This window comes from Sulfurivermis sp. (assembly GCF_059410345.1).
The window spans coordinates 103535-125345 of sequence record NZ_JBLJDO010000001.1 but is presented as its reverse complement, the minus strand read 5'-3'; the positions used below and the strand labels follow the sequence as shown (position 1 = coordinate 125345).

At 63.1% G+C, this 21811-nt stretch carries 18 protein-coding genes; 10 read left to right on the top strand and 8 right to left on the bottom strand.

Going from position 1 to position 21811, the window contains the following annotated elements:
- Positions 1-22 precede the first annotated feature (22 nt).
- The 3 genes from ACMV8A_RS00535 to ACMV8A_RS00525 form a co-directional block, all read right to left on the bottom strand.
- Positions 23-1357, bottom strand: a complete 1335-nt coding sequence (locus ACMV8A_RS00535) for an N-acetylmuramoyl-L-alanine amidase (protein ID WP_495323770.1) — start codon at positions 1355-1357, stop codon at positions 23-25.
- Between the two features lie 122 nt (positions 1358-1479).
- Complete coding sequence (tsaE, locus tag ACMV8A_RS00530) at positions 1480-1959, bottom strand: tRNA (adenosine(37)-N6)-threonylcarbamoyltransferase complex ATPase subunit type 1 TsaE (RefSeq protein WP_495323769.1); 480 nt, start codon at positions 1957-1959, stop codon at positions 1480-1482.
- Positions 1956-3443 carry an NAD(P)H-hydrate dehydratase gene (locus tag ACMV8A_RS00525; RefSeq protein ID WP_495323768.1) on the bottom strand — a complete coding sequence of 496 codons (1488 nt, stop codon included), beginning with the start codon at positions 3441-3443 and terminating at the stop codon, positions 1956-1958. Before ACMV8A_RS00525 ends, tsaE begins: the two co-directional genes overlap by 4 nt.
- Before the next feature lie 19 nt (positions 3444-3462).
- Here ACMV8A_RS00525 and queG point away from each other — a divergent pair, with 19 nt between their 5' ends.
- The gene (gene queG, locus ACMV8A_RS00520; RefSeq protein ID WP_495323767.1) at positions 3463-4530 is read left to right on the top strand and encodes a tRNA epoxyqueuosine(34) reductase QueG; all 1068 of its coding nucleotides are present in this window, start codon (positions 3463-3465) and stop codon (positions 4528-4530) included.
- Positions 4531-4617: 87 nt separating this feature from the next.
- Complete coding sequence (locus ACMV8A_RS00515) at positions 4618-5487, top strand: PfkB family carbohydrate kinase (RefSeq protein ID WP_495323766.1); 870 nt, start codon at positions 4618-4620, stop codon at positions 5485-5487.
- 15 nt (positions 5488-5502) lie between these two features.
- Here ACMV8A_RS00515 and ACMV8A_RS00510 read toward each other — a convergent pair whose 3' ends face one another.
- From ACMV8A_RS00510 to ACMV8A_RS00495, 4 genes are all read right to left on the bottom strand, one after another.
- Positions 5503-6702 carry a sensor domain-containing diguanylate cyclase gene (locus ACMV8A_RS00510; protein WP_495323765.1) on the bottom strand — a complete coding sequence of 400 codons (1200 nt, stop codon included), beginning with the start codon at positions 6700-6702 and terminating at the stop codon, positions 5503-5505.
- 11 nt (positions 6703-6713) lie between these two features.
- The gene (locus ACMV8A_RS00505; protein WP_495323764.1) at positions 6714-7583 is read right to left on the bottom strand and encodes an HDOD domain-containing protein; all 870 of its coding nucleotides are present in this window, start codon (positions 7581-7583) and stop codon (positions 6714-6716) included.
- 121 nt (positions 7584-7704) lie between these two features.
- On the bottom strand, positions 7705-7935 hold the full coding sequence (locus ACMV8A_RS00500; protein WP_495323763.1) for a hypothetical protein: 231 nt from the start codon (positions 7933-7935) through the stop codon (positions 7705-7707).
- 53 nt (positions 7936-7988) lie between these two features.
- On the bottom strand, positions 7989-8567 hold the full coding sequence (locus tag ACMV8A_RS00495; protein WP_495323762.1) for an NUDIX domain-containing protein: 579 nt from the start codon (positions 8565-8567) through the stop codon (positions 7989-7991).
- 126 nt (positions 8568-8693) lie between these two features.
- Between ACMV8A_RS00495 and mobA the strand changes: the two genes are divergently transcribed.
- From mobA to moeA, 3 genes are read left to right on the top strand one after another with little or no spacing between them, the layout of a single operon-like run.
- Positions 8694-9308, top strand: a complete 615-nt coding sequence (mobA, locus tag ACMV8A_RS00490; protein WP_495323761.1) for a molybdenum cofactor guanylyltransferase MobA — start codon at positions 8694-8696, stop codon at positions 9306-9308.
- Positions 9298-9825, top strand: a complete 528-nt coding sequence (gene mobB, locus ACMV8A_RS00485) for a molybdopterin-guanine dinucleotide biosynthesis protein B (protein WP_495323760.1) — start codon at positions 9298-9300, stop codon at positions 9823-9825. Before mobA ends, mobB begins: the two co-directional genes overlap by 11 nt.
- A gap of 37 nt (positions 9826-9862) precedes the next feature.
- Positions 9863-11110, top strand: coding sequence for a molybdopterin molybdotransferase MoeA (gene moeA / locus ACMV8A_RS00480; protein ID WP_495323759.1), 1248 nt, complete (start codon positions 9863-9865; stop codon positions 11108-11110).
- An 80-nt stretch (positions 11111-11190) separates the two neighbouring features.
- Here the strand turns inward: moeA and ACMV8A_RS00475 are convergent, their stop codons facing one another.
- Entirely contained in the window at positions 11191-11607 is a 417-nt protein-coding gene (locus tag ACMV8A_RS00475) for a hypothetical protein (protein ID WP_495323758.1), read from the bottom strand.
- A 277-nt stretch (positions 11608-11884) separates the two neighbouring features.
- On the opposite strand from ACMV8A_RS00475, the gene lon reads away from it, so the two are divergent.
- The 5 genes from lon to ACMV8A_RS00450 all read left to right on the top strand — a co-directional run bounded on the left by lon (position 11885) and on the right by ACMV8A_RS00450 (position 21810).
- Positions 11885-14296: an endopeptidase La gene (gene lon, locus ACMV8A_RS00470; RefSeq protein ID WP_495323757.1), complete on the top strand. Its 2412-nt coding sequence runs from the start codon at positions 11885-11887 to the stop codon at positions 14294-14296.
- 623 nt (positions 14297-14919) lie between these two features.
- Positions 14920-16197: an OmpP1/FadL family transporter gene (locus ACMV8A_RS00465; protein ID WP_495323756.1), complete on the top strand. Its 1278-nt coding sequence runs from the start codon at positions 14920-14922 to the stop codon at positions 16195-16197.
- Between the two features lie 10 nt (positions 16198-16207).
- Positions 16208-19351, top strand: a complete 3144-nt coding sequence (locus ACMV8A_RS00460; protein ID WP_495323755.1) for an ATP-binding protein — start codon at positions 16208-16210, stop codon at positions 19349-19351.
- A gap of 84 nt (positions 19352-19435) precedes the next feature.
- A complete protein-coding gene (locus ACMV8A_RS00455; RefSeq protein WP_495323754.1) occupies positions 19436-19618 on the top strand; it encodes a hypothetical protein in 183 nt (60 codons plus the stop codon).
- Positions 19615-21810 carry a DUF6242 domain-containing protein gene (locus tag ACMV8A_RS00450; RefSeq protein ID WP_495323753.1) on the top strand — a complete coding sequence of 732 codons (2196 nt, stop codon included), beginning with the start codon at positions 19615-19617 and terminating at the stop codon, positions 21808-21810. Before ACMV8A_RS00455 ends, ACMV8A_RS00450 begins: the two co-directional genes overlap by 4 nt.
- The last annotated feature ends 1 nt before the right edge of the window (position 21811 follow it).

The window sequence follows — 21811 nt, the reverse complement described above, 5'->3', positions numbered from 1 at the left end:
GGCGCGCAGCGCCCTCGACGCATCAACCGCCGCTGGCGGCGGGAATGCTGAGCACATCGCCGACGCGCAATTGATCGCCTTTGATGTCGTTGGTCGAACGCAGTTGTTCCAAACTGACCTGATATTGGCGGGCAATACCGGACAGCGTCTCGCCACGGCCGATGACATGCTGCTGGCCACGCGATTCCTGGCGCATGGCCAGCAGGGTGCCGGGCGGCGAGTTCTGGCGGAAATAGGCTCGGGCACCTTCCATGATGCTGCGTGCCAGCGCGTACTGATGATTGGGATCACGCAGTTTGCGCTCTTCATCCGGATTGGAGATGAAGGCGGTTTCCACCAGGATCGACGGCACGTTGGGCGACTTCAACACGCGGAAACCGGCCTGCTCCACCCGGGTACGGTGCAGATGGCCCACCTGGCCGAGGCCGGACAGCACGCGACTGGCCACGTCGGTGCTGGCCTCCATGGTGCCGGTGAGCGAGAGATCCAGCAGCACCGAGGCGAGCAGATCGTCCTTGTCGTCCAGGCTCACGCCACCGATGATGTCGGAGGCGTTTTCCTTGTCGGCCAGCAGGCGGGCATGCTCGCTGGTGGCGCCGCGGTGCGACAGGGTGTAGACGGAGGCACCGCGTGCGCGCCGATCGCCGAAGGCATCGGCATGAATGGAGATGAACAGATCGGCGCGGTGCTCACGCGCCATCTCGACGCGCCGCCGCAAGGGGATGAAGTAATCGCCGTCGCGCGTCATTACCGCGCGCATGCCGGGCTCGCGCGCCACCAGTTCGCGCAGGCGCTGCGCCACGGCCAGGGTCACATCCTTTTCGCGGGTACCGCGCGGTCCGATGGCGCCGGGGTCTTCACCGCCGTGGCCGGCGTCGATGGCGATGACGATCTCGCGCGGCGCATTGCGCACGGCAGGCGCCGCCGGGGCGAGACGCTCCGGGGCGGCCGGTGCCGCGCTGACGCGCGCATCGTACAGATCGATGACCAGACGGTGGCCGTATTCGTTGTTCGGACGCAGCACAAAACTCTTGGGCTGCACCGCTCCCTTCAGATCCAGCACCACGCGCAGGTCGCCGTCATTGCGCGGGGCGGAACGGATATCCCGTACCAGGGTGGGGGCGAGATCAAGGCCGACGAAGGGCTTGTCGAGGCGGGTGTTCTTCAGATCAATGACCAGACGGTCGGGGTTCTTCAGCAGGAACAGGCTATGTTCGACATCGGCCGTGACATCAAACACCAGGCGGGTGTTGTCCGGTGCCGGCCACATGCGCACGCCGCGGATATTCACCGCATCGGCCCAGGCAGCCGCGCACAGCAGCAGCAACAGTGACGTGATTGAGGCTCTTTTTATCATTTCGCGCCCCCCCGGCACCCCGAGGCGTGATTAAACATCCGATATAAATCAATGAGATGAGCGTTATTCCTTCGATCATCTCTTAGGATATAATGGTAACTTAATACCGAATAAGCGAAAAATCAACCCGAATATCCGTGCCGAGAGAGACAGGCCAGCACCGCCGCGCCCCGCTTCGTCACCGCCTGCAAACGCGCCAGGCGGCCTTCGGCCTGATAGTCCAGGGCCAGCTCCAGGTCCGGCGGCGGCAGAATGCCGCTGCCCCGCTCCGGCCACTCCACCAGACATTGAGACTCCCCGCCGAGGTAGTCGCGTATGCCGAGAAACTCCAGTTCCTCCGGGTCACCCAGGCGGTAGAGGTCGAAGTGATACACGGTGCGGGCGGCCAGCTCATACGGTTCGACCAGGGTATAGGTGGGGCTCTTTACCGCACCGCCATGGCCCAGACCATGCAGATAGCCGCGCACCAGGGTAGTCTTGCCGGCCCCAAGATTGCCGTGAAGAAACAGCAGCAGGCCGCCGCCCGCCGCACAATCGGCCAGCGCGGCGCCCAGTGCCTCGGTGGCGGCCGTATCGGCCAAAGGCAATTCCAGTCCCGTCATGGCTGCGTCCGCCCCGGATTGACCAGGTGCCGCAGGTGGGAAAACAGGTCGGAGGCCAGCAGACCGCGCTCGCCATCGGCTTGCGCTGCGGCATCGGCAGCGGCGGCATGCAGGCATACGGCGGCAGCGGCCGCCTCACGCAGGGCCAGCCCCTGGGCAATCAGGCCGCCGATGATGCCGCTGAGGACATCGCCCATGCCGCCGCTGGCCATGCCTGGATTGCCGCCGGCACAAATTCCCGCCATGCCGTCGTCACCGAGCACCAGGGTGCCCGGCCCCTTCAGCACCACCACTCCGCCGAAACTGGCCTGCAGCCCCGCCGCCGCCGCAAAACGGTCTTGCTGCACCTGCGCCACGGTTTCGCCCAGCAAGCGGCCGGCCTCGCCGGGATGGGGGGTCAGCACCCAGTCCTTGCGATGCAGCGGTTCCAGCGCCAACAGATTGAGGGCATCGGCATCCACCACCAGCGGGTGGCGCGCCTGCAGCACCGTCGCCAACATCTGCTGGCCCCACGCCGCCTGACCGAGACCCGGACCAATCACAACGACCGTGGCGCGGCGCAACAGAGGCTCCAACTGCGCCGCCGTCTCCACCCCATGACACATCAACTCTGGCCGGGCTGCGGTAATGCTCGTCGCATGGGCCGCACGTGTCGCCACGCTGACCAGCCCTGCCCCCGTACGCGCCGCCGCCTCGGCGGCGAGACGCGCGGCGCCGGCATAGCCATGGTCGCCGCCGATCACCAACACATGACCGCAGTCGCCCTTGTGCGTATCGCGTGGCCGCGGCGCAAGATAAGTGGCGAACTGCGTCAGTTCCAGCCGCCGCGCCGCCGCCGGCACCCGCTGATAGACCTGGACCGGAACATCCAGATCGGCAAAATACAGCTCACCGCAACAGGCCGGACCGGCGCCAGTGAGCAGGCCCGGTTTGAGACCGATGAAGGTGATCGTGGCACTGGCCCGCACTGCGCAACCCAGGGGCGCGCCGCTATTGGCATCGAGTCCGGAGGGGAGGTCCACCGCCAGTACCGGCCGGCCGCTATCGTTAATGGCCAGGATGGCCCCGCGCCACTCATCGCGCACCTCGCCGCGAAGCCCGGTACCGAGCAGCGCGTCCACCACCACGTCGCAGTGGCGCAAGGCACCCACGGTCAAAGGCTGTGCCGTCAGCCCGGCCTGGCGCGCCGCATCCAGTGCCGCGCCGCGCAACCGCGCCGCCTCGCCCACCTGATACAGCGCCACCTCCAGCCCGACCGCCCGCACCAGCCGCGCCATCACAAAACCATCGCCGCCGTTGTTGCCGACGCCGCACACAATCGCCACACGACGCGCCTCGGGCCAGCGTCGGCGCAGCAGGTCAAAGGCCGCCTCACCGGCACGCTCCATCAGCGCATTGCCGGTGATGCCACCGAGGTCGATGGCCAGCCGGTCCAGTTCACGTACCTGGGCGGCACGATAAAGATCATGGGGTAAGGTTTTCATGGAGGGGTATCATACCGGCATGCCTGATCCGCACAACAGCGATGCCCGCGACTACCGCACCCTGGCGCAACAGATCCGCCAGTGGGGTGCGGAGCTGGGCTTCCAGCAGGTCGGCATCAGCCACACGGATTTGTCCACCGCCGAAGCAGCGTTGCATGCCTGGCTGGATGCGGGCCTGCATGGCGAGATGGGGTACATGGCGCAGCACGGAACCAAACGCAGCCGGCCGGACGAACTGGTGCCGGGAACGCTCAGCATCATCAGCGTACGCATGGACTATCTGCCCCCCGCGGCCGAGCCTTGGGCCGTGCTGGCCGACGGCGGGCTGGGCTATATCGCCCGCTACGCCCTGGGCCGTGACTATCACAAACTGGTGCGTGCCCGTCTGCAAAAGCTGGCGACACGTATCCAGCAGGCCGTCGGTCCCTACGGCTACCGCGTGTTCAGCGACAGCGCCCCGGTACTGGAAAAACCCATCGCCGCCCAGGCCGGCCTCGGCTGGGTCGGCAAACACAGCAACCTGCTGACGCGCCAAGGCTCGTGGTTTTTTCTCGGCGAAATCTACACCGACCTGCCGCTGCCGGCCGATACCGCAGTGAGCGCCCATTGCGGCCGCTGCACGGCCTGCATCGACATCTGCCCCACCCGCGCCATCCTTGCCCCCTACACGGTGGATGCGCGGCGCTGCATCTCCTATCTCACCATCGAGCTGCACGGCAGCATACCGGAAGCACTGCGACCGCTGATGGGCAACCGCATCTACGGCTGCGACGACTGCCAGCTGGCCTGTCCATGGAATCGCCGTGCCCACCACACCGTCGAGGTAGATTTCCTGCCGCGCCACGGCCTCGATGCGCCGCGGCTCGTCGACCTGTTTGCCTGGAGCGAGCAGGAATTCCTGCAACGCACCGAGGGCAGTCCCCTGCGCCGCCTCGGCCATGAACGCTGGCTGCGCAATATTGCCGTCGCCCTCGGCAATGCGCCGGCCGATCCGGCCGTTCGGACGGCTCTGTCGGCGCGCGGCGATCACCCTGCGCCGCTGGTGCGAGAACACGTGGCCTGGGCGCTGGCCCGGCAATCGCAATGAACACCGAGCCCTGCCTGTGACCGCGGTGGCGAAATCCGCCCCCGTTCAGGTTTACACTACGCAGCCCCGCATCCCCGGAAAGGAATCATGGCCCGCATACTTGCCGTCGGCATCGCCACCCTGGACATCATCAACCTGGTCGAAGACTATCCGGCGGAAGACGCCGAGATACGGGCGCTGGAGCAGGAAATGCGCCGTGGTGGCAACGCCACCAATACCCTGGTGGTACTGAGCCAGTTCGGCCATCAGTGCAGCTGGGCCGGCACCCTGGCGGACGAACCGGACGCGCGGCTGATCCGCGCCGATCTGGCGCGCCACACCATCGACATCAGCGCCGTGGAACTGTTGCCGCGCGGCAAGGTGCCCACCTCCTATATCACCCTGAGCCAACGCACCGGCTCGCGCACCATCGTTCATTACCGCGATCTGCCCGAATACAGTTACGAACACTTCCGCGCCATCGACCTGTCCCGCTTCGACTGGGTGCACTTCGAAGGGCGCAATGTGGAGGTGACGCAGAACATGCTGGAACGAGTGAAAAAACTGCACCCCGGCCTGCCCTGCTCCCTGGAGATCGAAAAGCCGCGCCCCGGCATCGAGCAGTTGCTGCCCTATCCCGACCTGCTGCTCTTCTCACGCGCTTATGTCCGCGCCCGCGGCTTTCAGCGGGCGGAAGGATTGTTCGAACGGCTACGGCCCCAGGCGCCGCATGCCCAACTGGTGTGTGGCTGGGGCGAAGGCGGCGCCTATGCCCGTGACCGCGACAACCACAGCTATCACACCCCGGCCTTCCCACCGCCGCGACTGGTGGACACCTTGGCTGCCGGCGATGTATTCAATGCCGGCATCATTCACGGCCTGGTGCGCAAGCGCCCGCTGGAGCTGACCCTGATCGAGGCGGCACGCCTGGCCGGCCGCAAGTGCGGTCAACAGGGCATCGAGGGATTGGCGGATTGAGAACGGCTTGAGCCGTCAGAGAAAACAGGCAATCTCGGAGTAGGCACGCACCTGATTGCGTCCATTGTGCTTGCCGAAATAGAGGGCCTGATCGGCCTCGCTGATCAGACGTTCGAGGACCAACTGTGCATCACCCTTGTCTTGCTCCAACAGGCAGGCAATGCCGATACTGACCGTGACCTTGATGCTGTGTCCTTCAATTTCAAACGCAGTGGCCTTCACCGCCGCGCGTATGCGCTCTGCCAACTGCTTGGCCCCATCCAGTTCGGTATCCGGCAGGGCCATGATGAACTCCTCGCCGCCAAAGCGCGCCAGCACATCCACCTCGCGCACCTGCTGACGGAACAATTCGGCGCAACGACACAACACCTCATCGCCCAGGCGGTGACCATGCACATCGTTGATGCGCTTGAAGTGGTCGATATCGAGCAGCAATACACAAAAGCCTTTTTTGTAGCGCAGGCTGCGCGCCAGGGCCGAACGCGATTCGGGGAAAAAGAAGCGGCGATTGTGCAGGCCGGTCAGTTCGTCAATCACAGACAGTTCGGCATAGCGGCGCTTGAGCGCTTCGGCGTCGGCCAGCGTCTGCTCCAGCTGACGGGTACGCTCGCGCACCAGATGCTCCATGCTGTTGAGCAGACGGTTGTTGACCAGCATCTGCCCCAGGAAATTGGCGAAAATAATCAGCGAACGTTCGTGCCCGTCAGTAAAGAATTCCGCATGCGGGTGCGACACATTGAGTACCCCGAGAACCTCGCCACTGGCCTTGATGGGCAAACTGATCAGCGCGCCGATCGCCATGGTGTTGGGGCTGATGCCACGACAATTGCGCTCAAAGCGCGGGTCGTTTTCACAGTTGCGGCTGTGCTGCAGGGTGCCGGTCTGCGCCGCCAGTCCCACCAGCCCCTCGCCTACCTCAAAGGAGGTAAACAACGGTGTATGGTCAGCTTTGTGGCCCTGATGGAGACCGACCAGGTCCGCCCAGTCCATGCCAGCCGTGTTCACCAGCTTGCCGTCCTTGAGCAGGTAGACGGAACAGCGCTCCAAATCCTGGTTCTGCATCAGTACATCGAGGGCGCTGCCGAGCAACTGGGTATCGCTCTGGCCGTAGATGCGCAGCGACGACAGGCCACGCAAGGCGGAGAGGGAATCGATCAGCTTGAGGAAGCTGTCGTTGAGTTCGCGAAAGGATTCAATGAACGGTGCGGTATCCATGGCGAGCCTGCTCAATGTCCCGCCAGCATCTTGGCCAGTTGGGCGATCTCCTCGCGCTTGGCGAGCATCTCACCCAATACGGCCTCGGCCTCGGCCGGCGCAATGCCCAACCCGGTCAAGGCGGCCAGGTCCGGGGCCGCCTCCTGCCGCTGCAGACGCGACGCCCACTGGGCACAGAATCCGATCAGCCGCACCAATGCGCCGTGCTCACCGTTATAGGCAATATCCCGATGGTGTTCGATGGCGGCGACCGCAAAGGCCGGCAGGTGCCACTTGCGCCCCAGCCAGCCGCCTACCTGGGCGTGATCGGCGGCCAGCAGTGCGGTCTCGATCGCTGTCAGCCCTAGCGCCGGCTCCTTGTCAAAGCGATCGAACGCCAGCGACATCTCTGCTGGGTAGAGGTGTACCAAGGCCAACAGGCCAAGATTGTGCAACAGGCCGGCAAGATAGGCGTTGCCGCCATGGGGCCGCGGCTCCACATCAATCAGGCGCGCCAGGCGCTGCGCCAGGGTGGCCGCCACCATGGCGTTGGCCCAGTATTCGTCGACGCGGAAGGCGGGGCAATGGCTGGTACGGAAGGGACCCGCCAGCACCATGCTGAACGCCAGGTTGCGGGCAATATTGAGACCGAGCACCTTGAAGATGGCGTCCTCGGCATTGGATACCCGCTCCGGGTAACCGAAATAGGCGGAATTGGCCAGGCCGATGAGGCGGGCCAGCAGGGCCGGGTCCTTCTCGATGATGACGGCGATGCGGTGCACGTCGAGATCGCCCTTGCCGAACACCTCCAGCAGTTCCTGCGCCACCAACGACATCGGCGGAAGCGTATTCAGCTTCTGAATCTCAAGCCGGGTCTCGGTTAGCGTGTGGCTGGGCTGCACCTGTCGTTTCCTTATATGTATAGCTCCAGCCCTGGGCGGGCCGTCATTTGGAACAGGTGCACAGTATATGGAAATGGAGGAGAAAGAATACCCCTGCTCAGGATTTGGGAGGCGCCCTGGCTCAGGCCTTGTCGTCGAACAGACTGCCGATGGCCTCGTCGATGGTACGCATGGCCTTGGCGCTGGCCTCGACCTGCAGGCGGTTCACCTTGCTTTCCACCAGGGGTTGCAGGGGCGACGACTCGCCACGCAGCTGCTCGGCACTGGCGATCTGGGCCGTATTGCGGTCCAATCCCTCCATGCCGCGGCGGATCCCCTGCAAGGCGCTGCCCAATGCCGCTGTTATCTTCATAGCCGTATATCCCTCGCGATTCTTACTCTACTATCGTCCAACCCGGCGGATTTTCAAGGGTGCCACTGCCGCCGCAGCCGCGACCGGTTCATTTGCAGCCATTGCAGGGCGATGATCGGGCTGGCCGAGTTGATCTGCCCGGTGGCCAGCAGGGTCATGGCCTCCTCAAAGGTCACGGCGGTAACCCGGATATCCTCGCCCTCCTCGGCCAGGCCGTGGATGCCCCCCACCCCGTCGGCATCCACCCGCCCGCAATACAGGCTGATCCGCTCCGAGGTCCCCCCCGGGCTGACCAGATATTCGCAAATGGGCTCCAGATCCAGCAAGGCGCAGCCGGCCTCCTCCTGCATCTCGCGCCGCACCACCTCCACCGCCGTCTCGCCCGGCTCGATGATGCCGGCCACAATCTCCAGCAGCCAGGGACCACCGGGGGCGGTCAACGCCCCGATGCGGAACTGCTCCAGCAGCACGATGCGATCCAGCACCGGGTCGTAGGGCAGCACCGCCGCCGCATGACCGCGCTCGAACAATTCGCGGCTCAACAGCGGGCTCATACCGCCATCGTAGCGGCGATGGTGCAGGCGATAGTGCTCCATGCGAAAGAATCCCTGATAGCACGTGCGCTGCTCCACGATTTCCACCGTAGGCTCTACCGGCCCGCGCCCTGTTTCACATTGGTCCACGCTACCTCCTCCGCTCCTGTCTGCGCCGCGTCAACGCATGGTACGATGCGACGACCTGTTGTGACACCTGCACCCATGTCCATCGAACATCCGCACGCATCCATCACCGCCGTCATCCTCGCTGGCGGACGGGCGCGCCGCATGGACGGCGCCGACAAGGCCCTGCTGCCGCTGGCGGGGCGTCCCCTGCTGGCCCATGTCATTGCGGCATTGCGCCCGCAGGTAGACACCCTCGTACTCAACAGCAACCGACCCGCCGCCCAGTATGCCTCCTTCGGCCTGCCCGTGATTGCCGACAGCCTGCCTGAACAACCCGGCCCACTGGCCGGCCTGCTCAGCGCCCTGCAAGCCAGCAGCAGCGAACTGCTGCTGAGCGTACCTTGCGACACGCCCTGCCTGCCGGCCGATCTGGTGCTACGCATGCGCCGCGCCCTGGAGGAAAAGGATGCCGATGTATGCTCCGTCAGCGATGGCGCGCGGATGCACGCCGCCATCATTCTGGTGCGCCGCCGCGTGCTCCCCGCCTTGGAGGCCTATCTCGCGGCCGGGCACCGCAAGGTACAGGACTGGCTGCGCGCGCAAAATCTTGCGGTAGCCGATTTCTCCGACCAGCCCAACGCCTTCAGCAACATCAATACCCCGCAGGAATTGCAGCAACTGGAACTGAGATTGAACCCACATGCCTGCTGATCACACCCCGCCCCTGCTCGCCTTCGTCGCCGCCAGCGGTACCGGCAAGACTACGCTGCTGGAACAACTCATCCCGCTGCTGTGCGCCCACGGCCTGCGCCTGGCGGTAATCAAACATACCCACCATGACTTCGACATGGATCAGCCCGGCAAGGACAGCTACCGTATGCGTGCCGCCGGCGCGGATCAGGTCATGGTGGCCTCGCGCCGACGCTGGACACTGCTCACTGAGCACCGTGACGATCGCCCCGAACCGCGGCTGGCGGAACTGGTGCAGGCCCTGGATCACACTGAGCTGGATTTGATTCTGGTGGAAGGGTTCAAGCATGAGGCGGTGACCAAGATTGAACTGCACCGCCCGGCATTGGGCAAGCTACCGCTGTTTCCCAACGATCCGCAGATCATCGCCATCGCCTGTGACGCGCCGCCCGCTGCCGCCACCGAACTGCCCCTGCTCGATCTCAACAACCCCGCCGCCATCGCCGCATTTGTGCTGCGCATCATCGGCCGGCAATAATTCACCGACCACTTGCTGCCCAGGAGTCGCCCTTACCATGCCCCAGAATCCCAATAGCGCGCCCCGCTCACCGCTGCTCAGCGTCGCTCAGGCGCTGGAGTACATCCGCAGCAGCCTCGTAGCTGTGCAGGGCTTCGAACAGCTTGCCCTGCGCGATGCCCTCGGGCGTGTGCTGGCCGCGGACGTACAGTCCCCTCTCGACGTGCCACCTCACGCCAACTCTGCAATGGACGGTTATGCATTGCGTGCCGCCGACCTGCCCCATGACGGCGAAGCGCCTTTGCAGCTCATCGGCACCGCCCTGGCCGGACACCCCTACAGCGGCACCGTCGGCAACGGGCAGTGTGTGCGCATCATGACCGGCGCCAAACTGCCGGCCGGTGCCGATACCATCGTGATGCAGGAAGACGTACGCCGCGAAGGTGAAACGATTTTTGTCGGCGGCGGGCACGCCCCGGGCTCCCATGTGCGTCAGCCGGGCGAGGACATCGGCACCGGTCAGACCGTGCTGAACGCTGGCAGGCAGCTCATCCCCGCCGATCTGGGCCTGCTCGCCTCCCTCGGCATCGCCGAGGTACGGGTAAAGCGCCGCCTGCGCGTCGCCTTTTTCTCCACCGGCGACGAACTGCGCTCACTGGGCGAAGCGCTGGAAGAAGGCCAGATCTACGACAGCAACCGCTACACCCTGTACGGCATGCTGAGCCGCCTCGGCGTGGAGATTATCGACATGGGAGTGGTGCGTGATCGACGGGAGGACATCGCCGATGCCTTCCGCCAGGGTGCCGCCGTGGCCGACGTACTCCTTACCTCGGGCGGTGTGTCCGTCGGCGATGCCGATTACGTCAAGGAGACACTGGAAGCACTCGGCAAGGTGAATTTCTGGAAGATTTCCATGAAGCCGGGCAAACCGCTGGCCTTTGGCCTGCTGGGCAATACCGTATTTTTCGGCCTGCCAGGTAATCCGGTGTCATCCATGGCCACGTTTTACCAGATCGTCCAGCCGGCACTTTATCAACTGATGGGTCAGGCAGAACGCATGCCGCTCAAACTGCACGTGCCGTGCGTGACTCCCTTGAAAAAATCACCGGGACGCGCCGATTACCAGCGTGGCATTCTGGAATACGACACCAATGGACAACTCGCCGTGCGCAGCACCGGCCCACAGGGTTCGCATGTGCTCAGCTCCATGAGCCGGGCCAACTGCTTCATTATCCTGCCGGCAGAAAGCGGCGATGTGGAGGCGGGGAATCTGGTGGAAGTACAACCCTTCGCCGGCCTGATTTGACCGGGCGGGAAATAGACCCTGTGCAGTGAACAGGGCCTACAAAGAAGAAGGCCACCGTCCGGGGACGGTGGCCTAGTTCATCAGGCAGCAGCCTTGACGACGCGTTTCTTACGCGCCGGTTTGCGCTTGGCCTTCTTAGCGACGGCCTTGGCGTGCTTCTTGTCAAACGCCGCAACGGCCTTGGCCATCAGGGCCTGACGGGCTTCAAAGACCTTCTCTTCATCCAACACGGCCTTCAGGCGTGCCTTGGCTTCCGCCACAGCAGCGCGCAGCTTGGCACGCATTGCCTTCTCCGCCTGTGCCGACTTCTTCTTCTCGGCAGTCAGCCGCGCCTTAACGGCCTTGGCCTGGGCATTCATCTTCTTCACGCTGGCCATCACTGCCTTCTTGCTGGAGGCAGCCTTGGCGGTGGAACGGCGTACGGCGCGCTTCGGCGCAGCAGCCTTCTTGGTACGAACACTCTTCTTGGCAACGGCACGTCTTGCAACTTTCGGCATGGCAACTCTTCTCCTTGTTTAGTAGAGACACATGTCGAAAAACATTATAAACATAAACGCCAATGTAACAAGCAAACTTGCAATATTTTTTCAAGCACAAAATGATGCGCTTCACACCCGCCATGCAGCGTGACGCGTCATTCGTCCCTCAGTGACAGGTGCACGGACTTGTGCAGGCGCCGCGACGGCCACACTATATCCCGGTGCGTACCCTGCGCGCAGACTGAAAAATACGGTATCCGGCATCACCAGTGACACCGCTGCGAGGAACAACAACATGCCCGACAACGACACCCTCGAACCCGAAATTTTGTCCCCTGAAGGCGCGTCCTCGGAGCTGGCCATCAGCGCCGACATGCTGCCCACCACACTGTACCTGCTGCCGCTGACAGACCGTCCATTCTTCCCCGCCCAAGCCTTTCCGGTGCTGCTGGACGAGCAGCAGTGGCTCGAAACGGTCGAGCGCATCGGCGATCACCCGCACCACATGGCCGGTCTGGTACTGACCCGGGGAAGCGATCTGGAGCACCTCAAGCCGGAGAATTTTTACCGCATTGGCAGCCTGGTACGCGTCCACAACCCAAACCGTTCCGGCGGAAAGATCCAGTTCATCGCCGAGGGTATCCAGCGCTTTCGCATCGTCAAATGGCTCTCGCACAAGCCACCCTTCATGGTGCAGGTGGAATATCCAGCAGAAAAGCCGCTCAAGGCCGATTCCAAGGTCAAGGCCTATGCCATGGCCATCATCAATACCCTGAAGGAGCTGATTCCGCTCAATCCACTCTACAGCGAGGAACTGAAATACTTCCTCACCCGTTTTAGCCCTAATGATCCCTCACCGCTGGCGGATTTCGCCGCGGCGCTGACCAGCGCCAAAAGGGAGGAGTTGCAGCAGGTACTGGAGCTATTCCCGGTGCTGCCGCGCATGGAGAAGGTGCTGGTGCTGTTGAAAAAGGAGCTGGACGTGGCCCGCCTGCAGTCGCAGATCCGCGAAAAGGTGGATGAGCGCATGAGCGAGCAGCAGCGCAAATTCTTCCTGCGCGAACAGCTCAAGGAAATCCAGAAGGAACTGGGGCTGGAGAAGGACGACCGCACCGCCGATGTGGAGCGCTTCCGCGAACGTCTGACCAGGCTCACTCTGCCGGCAGCGGCCCAGAAGCGGGTGGACGACGAATTACAGAAACTATCCATTCTGGAGGTAGGCTCGCCGGAATACACCGTTACGCGCAATTATCTGGACTGGGCCACGGCCTTGCCCTGGGGCGTGCACTCCACCGATCGGCTGGATTTGAAGCGCGCTCGCCGCATCCTCGACCAGGACCACGACGGCCTGGAGGACGTGAAACAGCGCATCATTGAATTCCTCGCCGTCGGCGCCCTCAAGGGTGAGGTGGCCGGCTCGATCCTGCTGCTGGTCGGCCCGCCTGGTGTGGGCAAGACCTCCATCGGCCGCTCCATCGCCAACACCCTGGGGCGCAAGTTCTACCGGTTCTCCCTCGGCGGCATGCGCGACGAGGCCGAGATCAAGGGCCATCGCCGTACTTATATAGGAGCCATGCCCGGCAAGTTCATCCAGGCCATCAAGGAGGCGGAAACCGCCAATCCGGTGATCATGCTGGACGAGATCGACAAAATCGGCGCCTCCTACCAGGGCGACCCCGCCTCCGCCCTGCTGGAAGTGCTGGACCCGGAACAGAACAGCGACTTCCTCGATCACTACCTGGACCTGCGCTTCGATCTGTCCAAGGTGCTGTTCGTCTGCACCGCCAATCAGCTCGATACCATTCCCGGCCCCCTGCTGGACCGCATGGAGGTAATCCGCCTGTCCGGTTATATCACCGAAGAGAAGCTGGCCATCGCCAAGCACCACCTGTGGCCGAAACAGTTGGATAAGGCGGGCCTCAAGTCGAGCCAGTTGAAGATTTCCGACAACGCCCTGTGCAAGGTCATCGAGGGCTACGCGCGCGAGGCCGGCGTGCGCAACCTGGAGAAGCAATTGGGGCGCATCGTGCGCAAGGCAGTGGTGCGCATCGTCAGCGGTGAAAAAACGCCGCTCCGTGTCGGCCCCACCAGCATCGAAGACCTGCTCGGCAAAGCGTTGTTCCAGCGCGAAAAGCCCATCAGCGGCACCGGCGTGGTCACCGGCCTGGCCTGGACCGCCATGGGCGGCGCCACCCTCAGCATCGAGGCGACTTTGGTGCACAGCAAGAATCGCGGCTTCAAGCTCACCGGCAAGCTGGGCGAGGTGATGCGCGAATCGGCCGAGATTGCCTACAGCTATATCTCTTCCCATCTGAAACAATTCAACGGTGACCCGGCCTTTTTCGATGAGGCCTTCGTCCATCTGCATGTGCCGGAGGGCGCCACCCCCAAGGACGGCCCCAGCGCCGGCGTCACCATGGCCACCGCCCTGCTATCCCTGGCACGCAAGGAGCGCATCAAGCGGCCGCTGGCCATGACCGGGGAGTTGACCCTCACCGGCCAGGTACTGCCGGTAGGCGGCATACGTGAAAAGGTGATCGCCGCGCGGCGCATCGGCGTGATGGAGCTGATCCTGCCCGAAGCCAACCGTGGCGACTTCGAGGAACTGCCCGCCCACATCCGCAAGGGCATCACCATCCACTTCGCGCGCCACTATCGCGACGTAGCACAGGTGGTGTTCGGGGTCAGCCGCGGAAGCTCTGCATAAGTTCAGAGTTTCCGCAGCACAGAGATGTGCCGCCATGTTCCAACGACGATAAGCCGTTGGAAAATGAAACGAATCGAAAATCACATTTTTCGATTCGTGTGGGCGGAAAAGTCCAGGATGGACTTATTCAGACCTTACCCGAGCTGGTGGGCAGGCAAATATTGCGCATCAGTATCGATGCACTACGCCAATAGCAGCATGAATGCCGAAACGATGAGTCCATACCGGCTTTGCCAGGGATTCGGTACACGACAGTCTTTTAGCTTCGGCCATTTACCCATAATTAGCAACGTGAGCAGATCGTCCCTACCATAAGCCCAGAGGATGCGAAACATTTCCTTATATTAGTTCACACTGCCTACGCACCAGCGTGCAGACATGCCCCGGAAAAAATGCGTATCTCCCGTTGCTTCAGTGCCCACAGACCTATATTTTTGGTAGCCCTGGTAGCGTGTAGAAAATTGTAGGGTTAATATCCCCCTTGATTCTCGCTTGACGTTGCACACAGAAAGGGACGCATCGAGAAACTGCATAAAAACTACAATACCGCATTGGGGGAAATCATGCCTTGCAGCCAAACCTTGCCCAGGACGGCACTTTGTGCCTGTCTTCTAGGTCTTTCCATGCCCGCCCTGGGGGGCGGCTTTGCCATCAGCGACAAAAGCGTCAGTGCGCTCGGCCAGGGCTTTGCCGGGGCCGCCGCCCTGGGCGAGGATGCCAGCGCCCTGTACAACAACCCCGCCCTGCTGACCTCGCTGAAGGGCTCGCAACTGGCCGTGGCCATCCACATCATCGACACCCATGGCGAATACCGCGACCAAGGTTCGAACACGAGCGGCGATACCCGCGAAGATGTTCACCGCCGCTCCTATCTGCCCAACCTGTATTACGTCACCGATCTGGGCAATAACCTGCATGCGGGGGTGGGAGTGTACTCGCCCTTTGGCCTGGGCCTTGAATACGACGAGAACTGGCGCGGCCGTTACCACACCATCGAGTCCTCGCTGCGCACCATCAATGTCAGCCCGACCCTGGCCTGGCAAGCCAGCGAACAGCTCTCGCTGGGCGGCACGCTGAACATCCAGTACGCCGACGCACGACTGAAGCAGGCCGTGGACTTCGGCATCCTCTGTGTGGCCAGACTGATGGGCCTGGGTGCCGACCAGACCACGGCACTGACCAATTGCGCGGCACTTGGGCTGGTGCCACAGGGCAGCGACGGCTACCAGATGCTCACGGGTGACAGCCTCTCCTATGGCCCCAGCCTCGGCCTTGCCCTGCAAAGCAAGTCTGGGCGCAGCCGCGCCGGGTTGGTCTGGCATGGCCCGGTCACCCACACGCTCAAGGGCAACTCGAAATTCGAGAATGTTCCCGCCATGCTGGCCACCACCTTCAGCGACAGCCAGGGCCAGGTCTCCATCACCTTGCCCGAGAGCGTCAGCCTGAGCGCCGCGCACGCCGCCACCGAACGTCTGACCCTGTTGGCCGACTACACCTGGACGCGCTGGAGCAGCTTCGACGAGCTGCGCGTGAAATTCAGCAACAGCCTGCCCGACTCGGTGGCCGTGCAGGGCTGGAACGACTCCGCACGGTATTCCATCGGCCTGAACTACCGGCTCACACCGGCCTGGTTGCTGCGCGCCGGCTATGTCATCGACGAAACTCCGGTCCCCAACGCCAATCTGCGCTCACCGCGCGTCCCCGATGCAGACCGCCGCTGGTACACCATCGGTTTCAGGTGGGCGCTCAGCGAGGATTTCTCCATCGATGCGGCCTACGCCTACGCGCCGGCGGACAACGCCCCCATCGACAATACCGACAGCCTAGGCCACAACCTCAAGGGCGAATACACAGATATCCTCGGGCAATATCTGAGCGTACAGGGAAACTGGCACTTCTAGGGACACAGCCATGGCACTGGTCGCAGGGAAGCTCACGGCCCCCGTACTGGGCGAGACGGTCGCTCGTCCGCGGCTGACATCGCTTGTATTTTCGCAATCCGGTCATGTGTGGATTGCCGCGGCCGCCGGTTACGGCAAGACCACGCTGGCCGCCGAGCTGCTTGTCCGCAGCGAGCTGCCAGGTGCCTGGTACCGCTTCGATGCCCTGGATCACGACCCCGGCAGCTTTTTTACTCATCTGGCCGAGGCGCTCAGACCTATCGCAGGCACAGGACTCCCCAGTCTGGGCGTAGAGTTTCACGATAACCCCAGCGCCTTTGCACGTCACTTTGCCACCCTCCTTGCCCCGCGCCTGCCCGAACACGCCTTGCTGGTGTTCGACGACTATCACCTGCTCGCACCCGACAACCCCCTGCACGACGCCCTCCCTGCCCTGCTCGCAATGCTGCCTGCCGGGCTGCGCGTGGTGGTAGCCAGCCGCAGTAGCCTGCCCGAGAGCTGGGCGAAGCTGGAGCTGTCGCCAGGTGTGATGCAGTTGGGCCCCGGAGATCTGGCCTTCACAGCCGACGAGCTGTCCGCCGTGGCACAGTTACATGGCATACAGACCGACGAGGAACAGCAACAACGCCTGCTGGGACGCACGGCGGGCTGGATCACCGGTCTAGTGCTGATGCTGCGCGGCAATGCTGCGCAGGCCGCGGCGGCGGTGGACTATCCCGAAGGCGTGTTCCGCTATTACGCGGGTGAGCTGCTGACACACGCCACACCAGACATGCGTAAATTTCTGGCCACCGTCTCGCTGTTGCCGCGCATGACCGCCGCCGGCGCCGCAAGGCTCACCGGTCATCGTGACGCCAAGGGGATCCTCGCGCGTCTGCATCGCGACAACTTCTTCATCGAACGCCATCGCCTCTGGCGGCATGTCTATACCTTTCATCCACTGTTCCGCGAGTTCCTGCTCGAACGTCTCTATGAATCGCTCGACGCCGAGGATATCAAGCTACTGCGCTGCCGTGCCGCCGAAGTGCTCGAAGATGAAGACGACAGTGAAACCGCCATCGAGCTGCTGCTGGCCGCCGGCGAATCTGCGCAGACGCTAGATATCATCATCCGCCATGCAGGCCGCTGGGTGGAGCAAGGCCGCTGGCTGATGCTGCTCGACTGGTTTGCGCGCCTGCCTGCCGATGCTTTGAAGGAGCAGCCGAAGGCGCGTTACTGGCGCGGCATCTGCCTGTTGCACGGTCAGACCCGACAGGCCAGGGACGATCTGACTGTCGCCTACCACCAACTGCGCAAGACCGGGGAGTGGGAAGATATGCACCTGGCGTGGTGCGCGGTGGTGCAATCCATACTCTTCGAATTTGGCCATTACTCCGTGCTCGATGAGTGGATCGATGCCTGGCTGAACTTTTCGCGCGACGGCATTCCGCGCGCCGCGTTTACCACGCGCCTGCGCCAGAAGGTCCTGCTATTTTCCGCACTGATGTTCCGCCGCCCGCAGGATCCGGCCTTCGCCGCACTGGAAAAAACCCTGCATCGCCTTGTGTTCTACGCCCCACTGCGCGCACCGCAACGTTTGCATATCGGCGGACACCTGCTGCGCTATTACGCCTGGACGGGCAATCTGGAGAAGAGCCGCCTTGTGGTGGATCGCCTGCGCCGTGCCGCCTCCAGCGGAGAACTCGATCCGCTGAGCCAGCAACTCTGGCAAGTGGTCGAGGCCATGTATTCCTGGTATGGCATCTCGCCGCGAGCGGGCATCGATGCCGCAGAACGTGGCCTGGCCAAGGCGGATGAAAATGGCGTGCATCTGATGGACTTCACGTTGCTGGTGCAGGCCGCCTACGCCGCCTTCGCGCTGGGTGACATCGAACTGGCGCGTCATTTCATCCAGCGCATGGAGCCCACGCTGATCGAAGAGCGCATCGTGCACTTCGGCCATTATCAATTTTATCTGGCTTGGTTGAACTATGCCGACGGCCAGCCGCAACAGGCACTGGAACGCATGCGCAACGGCCATAAAATGGCACACCGCACCGGGGCACCCTATGTAATGGTGCAAACCGACTATGGCTATGCACAGGCCCTGTTTCGCAACGGCTTGATGGATGAGGCGCAGCGTATCAATGATGCGGCCCTATCGCTGGGACGCCAGTGTGGATATGGTCCGCAGATCTATCTGCTGCTGCTCAACCGCGCACAATTTGCGCAGGCGGCAAACGACGCCGACACACTCGAGGCCACCTTGAGAGAAGTGCTCGCCTTCGGTCGCGACCGCGGCTATCGCCATGTACCCTTCTGGACACATCAGGACTTTGCCCCACTGCTGGCGCATGCATTGGACTACGGCATCGAGACCGGCTTTGTACTCGACATCATCCGCAGCCAGCAGATGCTTCCGCATGGCGTGGCTGCGCACTGTCAAGCATGGCCGCGCGTGGTGAGCATCCAGACCCTCGGGCGTTTTGGCATCACCCTCAACGGCGAGGCGCTGAGCTTTGCCGGCAAGGTACAACATCGTCCGCTGGATCTGCTCAAATTGCTGATCATCGAACCACGCATCGCCGTAAGTGATGCCGCCCTGGCCCTGTGGCCCGAGGCCGATGCCGACAGCGCGCAGGACAATCTCAAGGCCACCCTCGCACGGCTGCGCAAACTGGTGGGCAGCGACACGGTCATTCAGCAGGAGGGGCGCCTGTGGATCGATGAGGCCCGTGCGGGTTGCGATCTCTGGAGCCTGGAGCAGGCACTGGCCGAACATGCTCAAGGGCGCTGCCCGCTCAAGCGTATCCGTGCGCTCTATCGCGGCGCCTTCTTGCCCGGGGATGAACATCTGTCCTGGGTAGTGCATGTACGTGAAAGGCTGCGTCTACGTTTTCTGGCCGCACTGGAGCAGGAAACCCGGCACTGCCTGGCTGACCAGCCAGCCCAGGTGCTGGAGCTGGCCGAGGAGGCCCTGGGTGTCGACCCCCTGGCCGAGCCCTTCTACCGCCTGCTGATGCAGGCCCACATCCGCCTGGGACAGGCTCCCGAGGCAGTGCGCTGCTATCGCCGCTGCCAAAAGACCCTCGCTGACCTCCTAGCCATCGAACCCTCTGCCGAAACCCGGGCGCTCTACGCCTCGCTCCATGAACAGGTCGGGCACAGCGGCTGACGCCCCCAACCCCAAGCGCATCCGTTACCTGATCCGTCACCTCCCCCGCCGCATCCTCCGTTCCGACACACGGAGGGAATCCATATGGACAGTTACATCCTGCGCATCTATCGCCGCGAGGGCGAGCGTATCGTCGGCCAGTTGATCACGGTCGACAGTCCCCTCCCCCAAGCCTTTCACTCCATGTCCGAGCTGGGCCGCCTGCTTCAGGCACAGCCTCTCGCGCAGGATTCATCCCCAACACCCACCACGGAGCCACGAAAATGACCCCTATGTTCCGCTATGCCACTTCACTGCTGGCATTGCTGGTCTGTGCCGGCGCCCAGGCTGAAACCTGGCAACTGCTCAGCCCCAGACCCACGCCCGAAACCATCCGCAGCTGCGTCTATTCGGCATCGGCCTCCGCCTATGTCGCCGTGGGCACGCATGGCCGCTACCTCATCAGCAGCAATGGCAGCGACTGGCAGGCCGGTATCGTCACCACAGAGAACGACAACCTCTTGGGCCTGGCGGCCAGTGACAGCCTCATCGTGGCCACCAGTTTTGGAAAGGCGTTTACCAGCACCGATGGCCGCAACTGGACGACGCACACGGTAGCGGGCGATGCCACAACGCTCAGTGATGTGATCTGGACTGGCAGCCAGTTTGCCGCCACCGGCATCCACTCCCAGTCCGTGCGCAGCAGCCTCAACGGTAGCGACTGGACTGACCACCCCACCGGCGCGGGCAAGGCCATCGAAGGCATCGCCTGGAACGGCGCGCTGTATGTCATCGTTGCGCGTGATGGCGTGATCATGACCAGCAGCCATCTGGATTCATGGACACCGGCCACTTCCGGCGTGACCGTCAGCCTGAACAGCGTCGTCTGGGCCGATGGCGCCTTCGTGGCGGTCGGCGGCGACGGCACCATTCTCCGAAGCAGCAACGGCGCGGACTGGACCTCACAGGGGCCGGGTGGTGGATATGCCTTCACCAAGGTGCGTCACGACGGCAGCCGCTTCGTTGCCGTGGGTGACAACGGCATGCTGTACACCAGCAGCGATGGGCTGAATTGGACACACCAGCTGAATCAGCCCAGCGAGGAGACAGGAAAATCGCTGCACGCCATTTGCAATCAGGCAGGCAAGACCATCGTGGCAGGCGATGGCGGCCTGATCCTCTCCAGCAGTAACGGCAGCGACTGGAGCAAGCACAGCCCCGATCTGGGCATACTCAATTCGATTGCCTGGAATGGCAGCCGGTATGTAGCGGTCGGGCTGGACGGCACGGTGCTGACCAGCAGCAATGGCGCTTCCTGGACCAAAGGTTACGTCGGCCACGGCACCATGCTGTATTCCGTCATCTGGGCGGAGGAACTGGGCCTGTTCGTGACCACCGGTTACCTCGGTTACATCAGCACCAGCCCGGATGGGTTGAACTGGACGATGCGTAGCAGCGGCACCATGCAATCCCTGATGGGCGTGGCCTGGAATGGCACGGTACTCGTGGCTACAGGCGATAACGGCACCGTGCTGCGCAGCAGCAATGGCACCGACTGGGACGACCATAGCGTGACCTTCAGTCACACCAGCGCCACCCTGCGGGTGCGCCACCTGGGCGGGAGGTTCATCGCCACCGCATTCAGCGGCCCGACACTGACCAGCAGCGACGGCATCGGCTGGACGGCAAGCAACCTGGGCACCATGGGTTTTGTCTTCGATGTGGCCTGGAACGGCAGCGTCTACGCCAACGGACGTTTCATCAGCAGTGATGGCGTCAACTGGACGGCCGCTAGCACGCAGATCAGCAACCTCTACGGCATCACCCACGATGGCGAGAAGTTCATCGCCGTGGGCGCCAGCGGCATGCTCAGACACAGCAGCGATGGCAGCACATGGGTGGAACGGCCCTCCCTAACCTCGCAGACCATGAAGGGCATCATTACCACGGAGCGCACCTCCATCATCGTCGGTGACAAGGGCATCGTCTATTTCCGTTCCGGCATCGAACTGGCGGAAACCGATGGCGGCAGCAGTGTGACTGAGGGTGGCGCGAGCGACAGTTACAGTCTGGTACTGAGCGCCCCGCCAGTGCATGACGTGGTGATTACCATCAGCGCGGATGCGGGTCTCGAAGTCAACCCGACGGAACTGACCTTCACCTCGGCCAACTGGGGCACACCCCAGATCGTCACCCTCTCCGCCATCGACAACGACAGCGCCGAAGGCGGCCGCACGCTGTATATCTCGCATGTGGTCAGCAGCGCTGATACCGCATTCGATGGCATGGCCATCGCCGACCTGGCAGTCACCGTCATCGATAACGATAACGATAACGACAACGACAGCAGCAGCGGTGCCGTTGGAACGGGTAGCTCCGGTGGTGGCGGCGGAATGGGTCTGCCCTTCCTGCTGCTTGCTGCCGCAACACTGCTGCGCCGTCGCATGAGTTCACATAACCATCAAGACAAGGAGGACTGAG

Coding starts and splice junctions, on each gene's coding strand:
- ACMV8A_RS00535 (WP_495323770.1), bottom strand. CDS start 1,357: ATGATAAAAAGAGCCTCAATCACGTCACTGTTGCTGCTGCTGTGCGCG.
- tsaE (WP_495323769.1), bottom strand. CDS start 1,959: ATGACGGGACTGGAATTGCCTTTGGCCGATACGGCCGCCACCGAGGCA.
- ACMV8A_RS00525 (WP_495323768.1), bottom strand. CDS start 3,443: ATGAAAACCTTACCCCATGATCTTTATCGTGCCGCCCAGGTACGTGAA.
- queG (WP_495323767.1), top strand. CDS start 3,463: ATGCCTGATCCGCACAACAGCGATGCCCGCGACTACCGCACCCTGGCG.
- ACMV8A_RS00515 (WP_495323766.1), top strand. CDS start 4,618: ATGGCCCGCATACTTGCCGTCGGCATCGCCACCCTGGACATCATCAAC.
- ACMV8A_RS00510 (WP_495323765.1), bottom strand. CDS start 6,702: ATGGATACCGCACCGTTCATTGAATCCTTTCGCGAACTCAACGACAGC.
- ACMV8A_RS00500 (WP_495323763.1), bottom strand. CDS start 7,935: ATGAAGATAACAGCGGCATTGGGCAGCGCCTTGCAGGGGATCCGCCGC.
- mobA (WP_495323761.1), top strand. CDS start 8,694: ATGTCCATCGAACATCCGCACGCATCCATCACCGCCGTCATCCTCGCT.
- mobB (WP_495323760.1), top strand. CDS start 9,298: ATGCCTGCTGATCACACCCCGCCCCTGCTCGCCTTCGTCGCCGCCAGC.
- moeA (WP_495323759.1), top strand. CDS start 9,863: ATGCCCCAGAATCCCAATAGCGCGCCCCGCTCACCGCTGCTCAGCGTC.
- ACMV8A_RS00475 (WP_495323758.1), bottom strand. CDS start 11,607: ATGCCGAAAGTTGCAAGACGTGCCGTTGCCAAGAAGAGTGTTCGTACC.
- lon (WP_495323757.1), top strand. CDS start 11,885: ATGCCCGACAACGACACCCTCGAACCCGAAATTTTGTCCCCTGAAGGC.
- ACMV8A_RS00465 (WP_495323756.1), top strand. CDS start 14,920: ATGCCCGCCCTGGGGGGCGGCTTTGCCATCAGCGACAAAAGCGTCAGT.
- ACMV8A_RS00460 (WP_495323755.1), top strand. CDS start 16,208: ATGGCACTGGTCGCAGGGAAGCTCACGGCCCCCGTACTGGGCGAGACG.
- ACMV8A_RS00455 (WP_495323754.1), top strand. CDS start 19,436: ATGGACAGTTACATCCTGCGCATCTATCGCCGCGAGGGCGAGCGTATC.
- ACMV8A_RS00450 (WP_495323753.1), top strand. CDS start 19,615: ATGACCCCTATGTTCCGCTATGCCACTTCACTGCTGGCATTGCTGGTC.